Below are 12038 nucleotides of genomic sequence, written 5' to 3'. Positions count from 1 at the left end.
TTATTGCGGCTGGTTAGCTGATACATTGATGCCATGCCCCATATCTTTCAACGCTTCTTCAGCAAAGGCTTTACGTGCATTTTCTGTAAAATAAGTAGATACCATTGGCAGGAAAAACAACAAACCTTCTCCGCCTTTACGCGACATGGCTTTCAAATTATTTTTAAACGACTCGTTGTTTGCTTCAATAGCCTGTGCTGCCATAGTAGGGTTAACCCGGTTGGAGTTATACCGTGTCATTGCCCTGCGCAGTTCCGGCAGTTCGCCGTTATTCATGCGTTGCAATAAACTGCGGGCAGTAGCATTGCGGTACAGTTGCTGCCTGTTCAGCCCTGCTATTTCGTTTAGTTGCGATTGTACACCATAATCTGCTGCACCGGCCTGCCCCTTTTTATAGGCTTCCGCAAAGTTTTTCAAATCCTGTATATTGCCCAATGCCCCAGGGTTGTAATAGTAAGGGTCAGAGTAAGTAGGGAGAAAGGAGTTACTATCTACAGCGTCGCTATTTAAGTTGGTATACACTTGATTATTAGAAAGCTCGCCATCGCTTCTTAATGCTGCACGCTCAGCATAAGTAAGTCCGTACATACTGCCTATGCCAACTACCGTACCTCCTAAAAACTTTGCAATTGCAATACCTGTAGCGCCTGCAAGTGCACCAGGCAGTAACAAACCTCCGAAAAACGAACCTACGGTATTAAGACCAAGCTCGGCCAGGTTATTCCACATAATGTCTTCAGCGGCGTCCTTGGCGGCAGCGTAACTAAAAAACGGTTTAAGAACACCGCCCACATTACATTTCAGCATTGAAACTTCTGTAATGGCCTGGCATGAATTAAATTGAGCCTTAGGGTGAGGCAGTGTCCACGATCCGCTTTTTAAAGGGCCTGAACATTTATGCGTAATAGTTACCACTGCATATACCGCACCCGCAGCCAATGCTACGCAACCTAAAACCACCCAGCCTACCGGGTTGGTCAACGCAACCGCCGCAACCAGTACACCTGCCCCAAAAGCCAAGAAGGATGCCATGGTATTCATGGGGCTTTTACACACAAACTCCTCGTTTATATTTCTGTCATCCACAGTCAATAAAGGTTTTTCTTTAGCGTGCTTAAAAACAGAAACTGCTTTACGGGTTACTATTAACTTTTTGGGCTCTGCATTTAATTGATAAGTGCAAACGGTGTAAGTATCTTTGGGAATATAAGAACTGCTCATTTTATATAACCATTTAATAGATTTAAAATTACCTGCCTGTCTGGCTCGCTAAACAAACCAGTTTGCAGCAGTACCGGATTTTTAGTAAATGTTGAATGATCTTTCTTTGTTAAAATTATACCTGCATTTTTTTGCTCTGCTTTGCTAATGTCTGTATATAGTTTAAACGAAGACAAGTTTCTGTACAAGTAAGGAAAAAGCGGAAAAAAAGCACCGCCCCGGTAAGTATCACGCAAAATAAAGCCGTTATACCTGAACCTGTCATTTTCAAATTTGAGCAACGGTATATGAGGCTGCAACAGCAGATAGAAAGCTGAAGCTAAGAATATAAGCGCAAACAAATTATTTATCCTGAACAGGTGATTGAGTTTAAGCAAATCTTCAGACCTTCCCCCAATAGCACCAAATGCAAAAAATAAAAACCCCATAAAAAGCAATGGAATCGACAGAAGTATTCTTCTACTTTTTGCGAGATAAAAAACCTGATCTTTCATACCCTATAATTCTACCCGCCTTATTTTAAACTCTGTTATACTTTCGTAGTTGTTTTTAATCTTCTCGGCCATTGTAGCATAAGCATCAATTAAAATGCCAGTTGCGGTATCCAGCGTATAGGTTATACGGTAAGTGTAATCAAACTCAGTAAAGTTGTATTTCACTAACGGCTTATATATTTCATCGTATTGCTTTTTTAACGCCTCTTCACTGATGTTATGCCGGTTTAAATGCCCGGTAAGCACATAAGCTTTGGTAAGGGCATTTTCTGAAACCTTTTTCACTTCAACATCAACGTCTAAGTATTGCCCCGGAAATAATTGAGACAACTGGTTAAAAGTAAAGTCTGGCAAGGCATCGCCTGCATTGGCTTTCAGCAAAATATGGTAGAACAGATTTTTATCTATGATGCTCTTAAAGCTTTCGCTGCTGGCAAACTCCGCATCGCCCGTATTCAACATATCATCGGTAGTTTTGGAGTTTTGCGTTTGCAACTGCTTAAAAAAATCAATGTGAGGCAGTCTGTCAGTTTTGAATTTAATCCAATCATTCCGTAACTGTTCGAGGTTCAGTACGTCTGTAATTTCGCCCGCTGTGTTCTGTACAAACTTAATGTTGTTGCGGATAAACTCTACGGGTTCAACTATCTGGAATGCCACCTCCATAGTTTTGGGATCCAGAGCATACAGGTAATCCTCCAGTTTAATGTAGTAACTTTTGTTTGAGGAGTTGGTTGCCGATAAAAGGTACTGTGTTTTTATTTCTGATGAAAAGGCCGTATTGCCTGCCACCTGGTTAATATTGATCTGCTCGCACCGGTAACGCGCCAACCTGTTATATTGGGGTGTACCCGAAACGTTTGTTTGGGCAGCCGCAACAGGCTGACCTTGATCAGGGGTTGATGAGTTTGGATTTATTGATTGTTCTTCTGAAAAAAATGAAAATCTGCTTCTGTTGGTGTTCATGTCAGGTTTGGGCGTAAAGTAAAATAATTCAATTCTACCATTTATTCTCTTATAGGTAACTATATAAATAACAACACATACTTAAAACATGTTGTGACTGTTGCATCAATTAATCATCAATTGCTTTTGTGCTTGAATAGTTTTATCCTCATGCATTTTATTCAACATTTGCGATACAAACATTTTGATGTTCCCACTGTCTTTCAAGAAAAAGCAAAAAATGATGGAAGATTTTGAAATAGCCGTAGGCGAAACCCAACGCCGCCTGAAAGTGCAGGCGCAAGGAGGAAATACCTATCAGATTTATGCCGTTGACCCGGCCGAAGACTGGCTGAATTACCAGCAGGCCCGCTCGGTAGATACACCTGCCGATGGCGTACTGGGCACCATCACCGTAAAAGGCGAAAAAGATTTCGAGTTTAACGGCATAGGCGCCTTTACCGGGCAGGATTTGCAAAGCATGGCAGCGCAAATTGTAAGGCATCCGTCATTTAACGGCGCACAGTAAACAGTAAGCGCAAAAACGGGTTGTTTTGCTGAATTAAACCAATAAAAATTAATTTCTGATACTTATGATTTCACCTGAAACCATTACCATTGGAACCGGCACTGCGCATCCGCTTACGGTATCGCGCCTGGGCTATGGCACTATGCGCCTTACCGGCGAAGGTATTTACGGCGAACCACCTAACCGGCCAGAAGCACTGAATGTGTTAAAAACGGCTGTAACCAGCGGCGTTAATTTTTTAGACACAGCAGATTATTACGGTGAGGATGTAACTAACCGCCTCATTAAAGAAGCGTTGTACCCCTATGCTGATGACCTGGTGATTTGTACCAAGGTAGGCGCCACCCGCAAGCCCGATAAAAGCTGGATAGCGTTTAACACTCCCGACAATCTGCGTACTGCTATTGAGAACAACCTGCGTACCCTGCAGATTGAGCAGGTACAGCTCGTTCACCTGCGTATGAGCCCTCACCGCCAGGCATCTTACGAAGAAATGCTGGATGCCATGTTTAAAATGCAGCAGGAAGGCAAAATTTTGCATGTAGGCCTGAGCAATGTTAACCGCCAGGAACTGGAGCAAGGTTTACAGCATGGCCCTATTGCCAGCGTAGAAAACATGTATGGCTACCACCAGCGCGGCACACTCAACGAAGAATTTGGCGAAACCTATGGTGGTGAAGAAGTACTGGACCTGTGCGAGCAGCACCAGATCCCCCTCATTCCGTTCTTCTCTTTATACACTGCCCTGCCCAAAGCCGGAGGTGAGGAAGATAAGATGTCGCAGCTGGCTAGAAAATATAATGTGAGCACAGCGCAAATGAATATTGCCTGGCTGCTGCACCGCTCGCCCTGGATATTGCCTATTCCGGGCACTTCGCAGGTAAAACACCTGCAGGAGAACCTGGCCGCGGCTGATATTCAGCTTACGGCTGAGGATATGGAATTTTTAGGGTAAGGGAATACAACTATTGTCATTGCGAGCGATAGCGTAGCAATCGTTCGCAATGACAATAGTTGATTAATTACCTCTTCTGCCGGTATGCGCTGGCACAAGTGTTCATGAACGTTCACGGGTGTTCACAGGTGTTCACGCCTGTTCACGGTTTGGCCGTGAACACTTTGCGTTTCAGAGAATTATTTCAGCAAAAAATTAATAATCAATCTTTTATCATATCTCTGTTAAAAATAGTTTAACTATTAATACCGTAGCATAAACGTGTCAGTGTTCACGAGCGTTCACAACACGTGAACGTGAACACCCGACGTATGATTAGTTATTTCTGCCACCGTTCAGCAAAAATTTCTGCACATTTGTAACTAACAAATCTGCATACTACGCATGGGCCAATACTATATTATTGACTTCGACAGCACCTTTACCCAGGTAGAGGCGCTGGATGAACTGGCACGCATATCCCTCAAAAAGCACCCCGATCGGGAAAAAATCTATCAGCAAATTGAGGACTTTACCAATGCCGCCATGGAGGGCAAAATGTCGTTCAGTGATAGTTTAGAGGGGCGTATCAAATTACTGCAAGCCAACCAGCAACATTTAAAGCAACTGGTAAAGCATCTGCGGAAAAAAGTGTCGGTATCTTTTTCACGCAATGATATTTTCTTTAAGCAGCACCAAGACGAAGTGCTGATTGTATCGGGCGGGTTTAAAGAGTTTATCACCCCGGTAGTAACCGAATACCATATTAAAAAAGAAAACATCTACGCCAATACATTCCTGTTCGACATAGATGGCAACATTGTAGGCTATGACCGCGCCAACCCGCTCTCGCAGGAGGGTGGCAAGGTGAAGCTGCTGCGCGAATTGGATTTGCAGGGCGACATCTTCGGCATTGGCGATGGTTATTCTGATTTTCAATTGAAAGAATCAGGCATCATCAAAAAGTTTTTTGCTTTTACGGAGAACATAGAGCGAAAATCGGTCATAGAAAAAGCTGACCATATTACGCCCAGCTTTGATGAATTTCTATATATCAACCGTTTGCCTCGGGCTATCTCCTACCCTAAAAACCGTATTAAGTGTTTGGTAGTAGGCCACGTAGGCGAAGAGGCATTACAGCAAATGCAGAAAGAGGGTTACAATATCCGCCAGCGCGAAGCCATTGAAGATAAATACCTGGAAGAAGCCGGTGTATTGCTATGCGATGAAACGCACCAGCCTACCATTGAACAACTACAAAATGCCGGCCGGTTAAAAGTAATCGGTTGCTTTGGCAAAGTGCAGAGCCGCCAGCTGGCCGAGGTAGCCGCTGAAAACGGCATCATTGTTTTTGACGACCCCAAGCATAATCCGCGCAACACTGATTTCATCCCCAAACGGGTAATGGCTTTTATGAACGAAGGCCGTACGCACATGAGCGCCAATTTTCCGGATTTGCAGCCACCACGCGTGCATAATGCCCACCGAGTGATACACATCCATAAAAATGTACCGGGCATACTTGCGCAGATTAACCAGGTATTTTCTAATCACCAAATTAATATTGTAGGCGAGTTTTTAGTGACTAACAGCCAAATTGGCTATGTAATTACCGATGTAAATGCCGGTTACGACCAGCAGGTGCTCAATGAATTAAAATCCATCGAGCATACCATTAAGTTCAGATTGCTGTATTAATCTTCTTTCTCAGTCTTCATCGGTACTACCAGTACCGGAATCATGGAATCGCGGATAACCTTTTCGGCTACGCTGCCCATCAAAAAGCGGTCGAGCCCGGTGCGGCTGTGGGTACCCATCACAATAAGGTCGGCCCCAAAATCTTTGCTGCAGTCAATTATACCTTCGGCCGTGGTGCCAAAATTAGTAAATTCACTCACCTGTAAACCTTCACCATACTGGCTGATGGTTCTTTTCAGCAGATTATTATTCTGCTGATCCTGTAACTGCATCAGTTCGGGGTTAATAATTTCTTCAACCGGGGTGCCCATGGTGGTTAAACCAATCATGCTATCTGTACCTGTGGGCGGCATTATGCCAGGTTCTGTAATGTGCACCAAACCTACAGTTGCATTTAAAGTACGGGCTAAATTGAATCCAAAGCTTGCCGCATGCTCGGCATGCATGCTATCATCAATTCCAATCAGAATTTTTTGAATGTTCATACGTATCGGGGAATGTCTGTTTTAGTAACACATAAACCCCTATTATGTGTGAAGCACATTCCCGGTAGTTTACCATATGTCAGGGCTGTACTACTTTCACCGAGTTGGCATCCGGACCGCTGCCATTAGTTCTGGTATTATCAGGGTCTACCATCCATTTACCGTCCACCACAAATTTATATTCCAGCTGCCCGGCTTCACTTTCGCTACCGGCTACCCATTTGTCGCCCTTGCGCTGCATAGGTGTAGTCTCCATTACCCAGTTGTTAAAGGTGCCAGCCACATATACATTTTTAGCGTTAGGATAACCCCGCAATTCAAAAGCAATAGGTTTTAATACCGGCTTTTGTGCATCAATCTCTTTAATCCAATCTTTCAGGGCATCGCGCCAAACAGCTTCGTCAGTAGTGTTTATGGTGTGCTGCATGGCCAGGTGCTGTGCCATATTGAGTGCCAGTGCCGGATGCACTAGGCTGTCGGGCTGTACACCTACCCCTTCCCAGCTGGGCCGGCCAATGGGGCGGCCTACAGGCACGAAAGCCGAAAAATGCCGGGTTACCCTCAAAAAACCACCTGCATTAGCGCCACCGCCCGTAGGTTGGCCAATGATGGTTGCCCGCTTATGAAACTTCAATGCATCGGCCAGCATTTCGGCACCTGAAAATGAAGCTCGGCTCACCAGTACATAAATAGGCTTGTTTAGGTAACGTGTACCGGGCACATAAGCATAAGTCCAGTTCTGAGTTACCCGGTCGCCTTTACGCCAATAGGTATCGCCCAAATCTACCGGATCCTGAAAGAAATAGCTGCACAGAAAAGGAATCGCTTCGGGCGAGCGGCTGCCGCCACAACGCCGCAGGTCAATAATCAAGGCTTCGGTATGGGCAAGGTAGTTCATCATTCCTACATAAGCTTCACCGGCAAACTCGGGTGCACAAAAGAAATCCACATCAATGTAACCTACATCGCCTTTTAACACATCTACCTTGCGGATGCCGTAATTCAAATTGCGGTACATCTTGGTGAGCCAGGGCCTATCGGCCGGGTTAATGCTCATTAAATCATGTTCAGGCTCTTCGGGTATGCCATCAGGCACGTATTCTATTCGTAAATGATGATCTTTACTACTGGCTTGCAAATCCTGTGTCAGTTGTGTGGCAAAGGCATTACCATCAGTAAGCGCATTGTATACTTTTTTAGCCTGCTGCTTTCGGATAAACTGTGCTGTTTGTTTAGCCACCTCCGGGAACACATACCGGCTGTTAAGCGTTTGCAGCAGTGTATCAATTGTGCGGTTCTTTTCGGCTGCGGTAATTGGCGCAGATGGTACCGCTGGTTGTGCAAAGGCGCTGCCGGTTAACGATATTAAACCGGCAGCTATAAGGTTAATCAGTTTCATAACTTGTGCATTTGCAAACTCTGACGCGAAGACAGCGAAACAGGTTACACTCGTTAATGAATCCGATAGTGCCTTATTTAATAAGGCAATTAAAAATTACTACTCGAGCCACCGCCACCAAAACTGCCGCCACCAAAGCGGCTCTGCTCTTGTACAGGAGCATGGGCATGAGGTACAGTGGCTATCGTGATTAAGGATTCCGCATTAATTTGGTCGGCTTTGTTGCCGGTATACTGTTCGGCGTAGGTATAGCCATGTTTGGGCACTTTTAAATAGCGAACTAAAGCATACACCAGCAGCAATAACAGCGCCCCGCCCAAGGATAGTGCCCATGCAGTTGGTAAAATATGATAATAGGTTCTGAAGGTAGCCACGGCAGCAACTGATACCAGCAGACCGGTTCGAAGCAACAGCGTATTCCGTTTGATTAAGCCTATGGCGATATAAGCTAATGGCAGTGCAATGGTCCACACCCAAAAAATAAAACCAAACGCCACCTGGTGCTTACCGGAACTATTGCTGCCTAACAAGCGCTGCTGCAAATCATCTATCAGATAATAGTTTCCGGCAGCATACAGGGCTATTAAACAGGTAAACCGAAAAGCAACCAGGCATTCTTTATAATGCAAAGCTTGTGGGTAATGGTCAAGCTTTACTCCCGGTGAATACAGCAGGCCTGAAGCCAGCATTAATATAAAGGGTAAGGCAGCAGTCATTCTAGTTCCGACCGCTTGACAAACAAAAAATACGATGCATAACCCGGCCAGGCAACACAGCATGCTCATTAGCCAATTGGTAAAGCGCAACGTTAATATCAGGCTTAAAACACAAATGAATGTACTGATAACTATTTCATGCCCACTATTACGGTTCATTTCGCTCAGCATCCAAATAAAGCCCCCGGTTACCAAAGCACCCGACAGCCAAAGCAAGGCATCATCCACACCAGCCTTATAGTACCTATTATTCTTTACCATGAGCTCTAAAGCCAAATAAAGCCCTGCACCCAACAGCATGGGCCAAACCGGACTGTCAATTGCATTGGCCTCGGCCAACATAAGGCATAGTAAACCCAGCGAGAAGGCACAAATGACTAAAGTGAGCACAAATAAACTTACCCTAACCCATAAGTTAGGGTGATACAGATTAATTGGATAGGCTTGTTTAATCGTATATTCTTCAGCTTCTGTAATTAATTTATTTTGATGAGCAATATGCGCTTGCTCCTGCACATGCAGGTTGTCGAGCGCTGTTCTGTTATAGATAATCATATTGCTTTGAATAATTTATGAAGGTTGATGAGCCAACGAATTATCAGCACAGCTGAAAGAGGAAAATAGGTAACCAGGATAGGAATTCCAGATCCATCATTAATAGAAATAAGCCCTCTTACTATTAAACAGCATAAGGCTAAATAGCCATATAATACCGCAAGCAGTAAGAAGTAAAAATTATGCTGCTTACGCGCATAAACAAAAGCAACTACCGCCAACACAACTACGCCCAACAGCCAAAGTACTGCAGCCCCATTGTAGTAATAAAAGTAACCGGCCAGTAAAGCGATAAAAGAAATATGTATACCAAAATGCTGGTAAGTAAAAGCAAAATGCCGTTTAATAATATAACGATGAGTTAACCAGCCCACCAGTAATTGCAGCAAACCAAATCCCAGATAAGTGAAAATCAGGGTTGGGCTTTCGAAATTTTTGCTATCTAACAAGTGCTGCGGGGTGACTGAAATTCCCATCCACAAGCCTAAGTTTACAATGGCTAAACTAAGTATGCCCAAATGATCGAAACTATAGGCAATACTAAACAATAGCAACATAGGCATAAAAGTAGCCATGCCATAATGCTGCCCGAATACCTGATATTGAAATTGCAGGTATCCCAAGAGAGTAAGCAGACTTAAGGTACCCAAAAGCAGTATATAATCAAAAAATGCATTGGGTGCAGGCACCTTAGCGTGACTATAGGGCTTTTTATGCTTAAAGCAATAGCCAAAGCACCCGGCAGTGAGTAAGGCCAGTAAACCTACAATTACACTATGCCCTATGCTGTCTATATTTTCATAAATGAGTATACCTACACCTGTAGTTAGCAGAACAATGCCAGCATACAGCAACATTCTGATTTCCCAAAAGACGGAGATAAGCGGATTTAACCGCTTTTGCTCCGTTTGCTGAAATGAAGACTCACTAATCAGCCCTTCTTCATATAACTTTTTAAACAGTGTGTAATTCACTTATAATGCTACTTTCAATTTATTACTAAGGCTTAAAGTATCAAGTATACTGAATTACACCTGTATTTAGCGCAGCAATTGCTTACGAACAGCCGCCCGCCACAATGGTATTACGGTTATAAATAATGGTTTTACCCTTGAACACCGTAAAAGTAGCCTTGCCGGTAAACGTATTGCCCGAAGTATTTTTCTGCGAAACGATGCGGATGCTTACCGTATAATTTTTGTTATAAAAGCCGTACTTCAGCCGGTCGGGAAATTTCAATGATTTCAGTTTTTCGGTTTTACCGCCAATGCGCAGGGCACCTTTATTAAAATCATCTACCCAAATGATCTGGCCGCGGTTCTTATCGGCCGATGACAGGTAATAGCGGTTGGCACAGTTGCCAATGTAGCCCGGGATGGTACCAAAAGTTACCGGGCGCTGTGCATACAGGGTGGCTGAAAGCAGCATGGCGAACAGCAGGGAACAGATTGTTTTCATGGTTTTTCGGATGTGTGTATGATTAAGTTTAATGCAAAAAATCCTAACTTGCCGCTTTCACATCAATTACCTCAGCGCTATGACTGAAACATTGGACATTAAAATCAGCAAAATTACTAACAGCCGTTTAGCCCAAACGGATTTCGATAATTTACCTTTTGGCCGAACTTTCTCTGACCACATGTTGGTGGCCGACTATGAAGACGGCGAATGGAAGAACTTTGAGATACTGCCTTATGGCCCTATTGAGATGAGCCCGGCCATTTCGGCCCTGCATTACGGACAGTCGTTTTTTGAAGGCTTGAAAGCTTATAAACATGCCGATGGCCAGGTATCTATCTTCCGCCCGGATGCCAATGCTGAGCGTTTTAACAAATCGGCCGAGCGTTTATGCATGCCGCAGCTGCCCGCAGAGCTATTTATACAAAGCTTGGCCGCATTGGTAGATTTGGATCGCGACTGGATTCCGGCCAAAGCTAACCACTCGCTGTATATCCGCCCATTTATGTTTGCTACTGACCCTTACCTGGGTGTTACGCCATCAAAAACATACAAGTTTGTAGTATTAACCGGCCCAACCGGTCCATACTTCTCCAAGCCGCTGCGCGTAAAATTTGAAACATATTATACCCGTGCTGCCGAAGGAGGTTTTGGGTATGCCAAAGCAGCCGGTAACTATGGGGGCGCCATGCTGCCCGCCCGCAAAGCGGTTGAAGAAGGTTTTGATCAACTGATTTGGACGGATGCTAAAGAGCATTTATACGCCGAAGAAATGGGATCGGCCAATATTATGTTTGTGATTGATGGCAAACTGGTTACCCCATCTACCCGCGACAGTATACTGGATGGCATTACCCGCAAAACTATCATCGCTCTGGCGCATGACTGGGGTATGCCGGTAGAAGAGCGCCGCGTGTCTATTACCGAAATTGTGGAAGCTGCTAAAAATGGCACCCTGCAGGATGCTTTTGGCGCGGGCACCGCTGCCGTAGTTGCCCCGGTAGGTTCCATCACCTATAATGGCGAAGAGTTTACCCTGAGCGACCCGGCCACCCGCGAGTTTTCGCAAAAAGTACTGAACACTTTAGATGCTATACGCTACGGCCAAGCCGAGGATCCGCATGGCTGGAATTATGTAGTGTAGGTAAATCTGTGCTGTTATACAACTACAAAAGGCGATGAGTTCCTCATCGCCTTTTGTAGTTGATATACTTGTCATTGCGAGCGATAGCGTAGCAACCGCTTGCTGTACAGAGGCGCAAATGCCTCGGTGCGATTGCCACGTCGTTCCTCCTCGCAATGACAATTTTAATTCCTTATCAATCTACAGTTACAGTCAGCCCCTCTTGCTGTAAAATCTTTCGGTAAACCTCCATTTCGGTGAATGAACCTTCCAATACGGCACATTTACCTTCGTTGTGTACTTTCCAGGCAATCTTTTCAGCCTGAGGTTCAGTATAGTCGAGGTATTTCATCATGCAATGGATGACGTGTTCAAAGGTATTATGGTCATCGTTCCATAAAATCAGGCGATGCATTTCTTTCAGGCTCGCCAGTATCTCGTCGAGCGTAAGGGTTTCTTCCTGTGTTTCCGTTGGCATAAT

General features: G+C 44.5%; 13 protein-coding genes. 4 read left to right on the top strand and 9 right to left on the bottom strand.

Annotated features, from left to right (window positions below; genetic code table 11):
* The 3 genes from ACYVNW_RS16415 to ACYVNW_RS16405 form a co-directional block, all read right to left on the bottom strand.
* The gene (locus ACYVNW_RS16415) at positions 1-1221 is read right to left on the bottom strand and encodes a hypothetical protein (protein ID WP_460680961.1); all 1221 of its coding nucleotides are present in this window, start codon (positions 1219-1221) and stop codon (positions 1-3) included.
* Positions 1218-1649 (bottom strand): hypothetical protein, encoded by a 432-nt coding sequence (locus tag ACYVNW_RS16410; protein WP_460680960.1) that lies wholly within the window; start codon positions 1647-1649, stop codon positions 1218-1220. Before ACYVNW_RS16410 ends, ACYVNW_RS16415 begins: the two co-directional genes overlap by 4 nt.
* 69 nt (positions 1650-1718) lie before the next feature.
* Positions 1719-2681, bottom strand: a complete 963-nt coding sequence (locus ACYVNW_RS16405) for a hypothetical protein (RefSeq protein WP_460680959.1) — start codon at positions 2679-2681, stop codon at positions 1719-1721.
* A gap of 187 nt (positions 2682-2868) precedes the next feature.
* On the opposite strand from ACYVNW_RS16405, the gene ACYVNW_RS16400 reads away from it, so the two are divergent.
* From ACYVNW_RS16400 to ACYVNW_RS16390, 3 genes are all read left to right on the top strand, one after another.
* Positions 2869-3189: a hypothetical protein gene (locus ACYVNW_RS16400; protein ID WP_460680958.1), complete on the top strand. Its 321-nt coding sequence runs from the start codon at positions 2869-2871 to the stop codon at positions 3187-3189.
* A gap of 64 nt (positions 3190-3253) precedes the next feature.
* Entirely contained in the window at positions 3254-4144 is an 891-nt protein-coding gene (locus ACYVNW_RS16395; protein ID WP_460680957.1) for an aldo/keto reductase, read from the top strand.
* 384 nt (positions 4145-4528) lie between these two features.
* Positions 4529-5821: an HAD-IB family phosphatase gene (locus ACYVNW_RS16390; RefSeq protein WP_460680956.1), complete on the top strand. Its 1293-nt coding sequence runs from the start codon at positions 4529-4531 to the stop codon at positions 5819-5821.
* Here ACYVNW_RS16390 and ACYVNW_RS16385 read toward each other — a convergent pair.
* The 5 genes from ACYVNW_RS16385 to ACYVNW_RS16365 form a co-directional block, all read right to left on the bottom strand.
* On the bottom strand, positions 5818-6306 hold the full coding sequence (locus ACYVNW_RS16385; RefSeq protein WP_460680955.1) for a universal stress protein: 489 nt from the start codon (positions 6304-6306) through the stop codon (positions 5818-5820). The two genes, ACYVNW_RS16390 and ACYVNW_RS16385, sit on opposite strands and share 4 nt — an antisense overlap.
* 79 nt (positions 6307-6385) lie before the next feature.
* Positions 6386-7705 carry a S41 family peptidase gene (locus ACYVNW_RS16380; protein WP_460680954.1) on the bottom strand — a complete coding sequence of 440 codons (1320 nt, stop codon included), beginning with the start codon at positions 7703-7705 and terminating at the stop codon, positions 6386-6388.
* Between the two features lie 89 nt (positions 7706-7794).
* Complete coding sequence (locus ACYVNW_RS16375; RefSeq protein ID WP_460680953.1) at positions 7795-8976, bottom strand: hypothetical protein; 1182 nt, start codon at positions 8974-8976, stop codon at positions 7795-7797.
* Entirely contained in the window at positions 8973-9950 is a 978-nt protein-coding gene (locus ACYVNW_RS16370; RefSeq protein ID WP_460680952.1) for a DUF2157 domain-containing protein, read from the bottom strand. The genes ACYVNW_RS16375 and ACYVNW_RS16370 overlap by 4 nt, the downstream gene beginning before the upstream one ends.
* A gap of 82 nt (positions 9951-10032) precedes the next feature.
* Entirely contained in the window at positions 10033-10434 is a 402-nt protein-coding gene (locus tag ACYVNW_RS16365; RefSeq protein WP_460680951.1) for a hypothetical protein, read from the bottom strand.
* A 79-nt stretch (positions 10435-10513) separates the two neighbouring features.
* Here ACYVNW_RS16365 and ACYVNW_RS16360 point away from each other — a divergent pair, with 79 nt between their 5' ends.
* Positions 10514-11578, top strand: a complete 1065-nt coding sequence (locus ACYVNW_RS16360; RefSeq protein WP_460680950.1) for a branched-chain amino acid aminotransferase — start codon at positions 10514-10516, stop codon at positions 11576-11578.
* 175 nt (positions 11579-11753) lie between these two features.
* Here the strand turns inward: ACYVNW_RS16360 and ACYVNW_RS16355 are convergent, their stop codons facing one another.
* Positions 11754-12035: an ATP-dependent Clp protease adaptor ClpS gene (locus tag ACYVNW_RS16355; protein ID WP_460680949.1), complete on the bottom strand. Its 282-nt coding sequence runs from the start codon at positions 12033-12035 to the stop codon at positions 11754-11756.
* Positions 12036-12038 lie beyond the last annotated feature (3 nt).

It is taken from the genome of Mucilaginibacter koreensis (assembly GCF_054783355.1).
Note: the sequence above shows the minus strand (reverse complement) of the source record. Positions and strands in the feature narration are given on the sequence as shown.

What these genes read in the sequence shown, in the direction of transcription:
- ACYVNW_RS16415 (WP_460680961.1), bottom strand. Translation starts at nt 1,221, where the DNA reads ATGAGCAGTTCTTATATTCCCAAAGATACTTACACCGTTTGCACTTAT.
- ACYVNW_RS16365 (WP_460680951.1), bottom strand. Translation starts at nt 10,434, where the DNA reads ATGAAAACAATCTGTTCCCTGCTGTTCGCCATGCTGCTTTCAGCCACC.
- ACYVNW_RS16360 (WP_460680950.1), top strand. Translation starts at nt 10,514, where the DNA reads ATGACTGAAACATTGGACATTAAAATCAGCAAAATTACTAACAGCCGT.
- ACYVNW_RS16390 (WP_460680956.1), top strand. Translation starts at nt 4,529, where the DNA reads ATGGGCCAATACTATATTATTGACTTCGACAGCACCTTTACCCAGGTA.
- ACYVNW_RS16400 (WP_460680958.1), top strand. Translation starts at nt 2,869, where the DNA reads ATGTTCCCACTGTCTTTCAAGAAAAAGCAAAAAATGATGGAAGATTTT.
- ACYVNW_RS16395 (WP_460680957.1), top strand. Translation starts at nt 3,254, where the DNA reads ATGATTTCACCTGAAACCATTACCATTGGAACCGGCACTGCGCATCCG.
- ACYVNW_RS16410 (WP_460680960.1), bottom strand. Translation starts at nt 1,649, where the DNA reads ATGGGGTTTTTATTTTTTGCATTTGGTGCTATTGGGGGAAGGTCTGAA.
- ACYVNW_RS16375 (WP_460680953.1), bottom strand. Translation starts at nt 8,976, where the DNA reads ATGATTATCTATAACAGAACAGCGCTCGACAACCTGCATGTGCAGGAG.
- ACYVNW_RS16405 (WP_460680959.1), bottom strand. Translation starts at nt 2,681, where the DNA reads ATGAACACCAACAGAAGCAGATTTTCATTTTTTTCAGAAGAACAATCA.
- ACYVNW_RS16385 (WP_460680955.1), bottom strand. Translation starts at nt 6,306, where the DNA reads ATGAACATTCAAAAAATTCTGATTGGAATTGATGATAGCATGCATGCC.
- ACYVNW_RS16355 (WP_460680949.1), bottom strand. Translation starts at nt 12,035, where the DNA reads ATGCCAACGGAAACACAGGAAGAAACCCTTACGCTCGACGAGATACTG.
- ACYVNW_RS16380 (WP_460680954.1), bottom strand. Translation starts at nt 7,705, where the DNA reads ATGAAACTGATTAACCTTATAGCTGCCGGTTTAATATCGTTAACCGGC.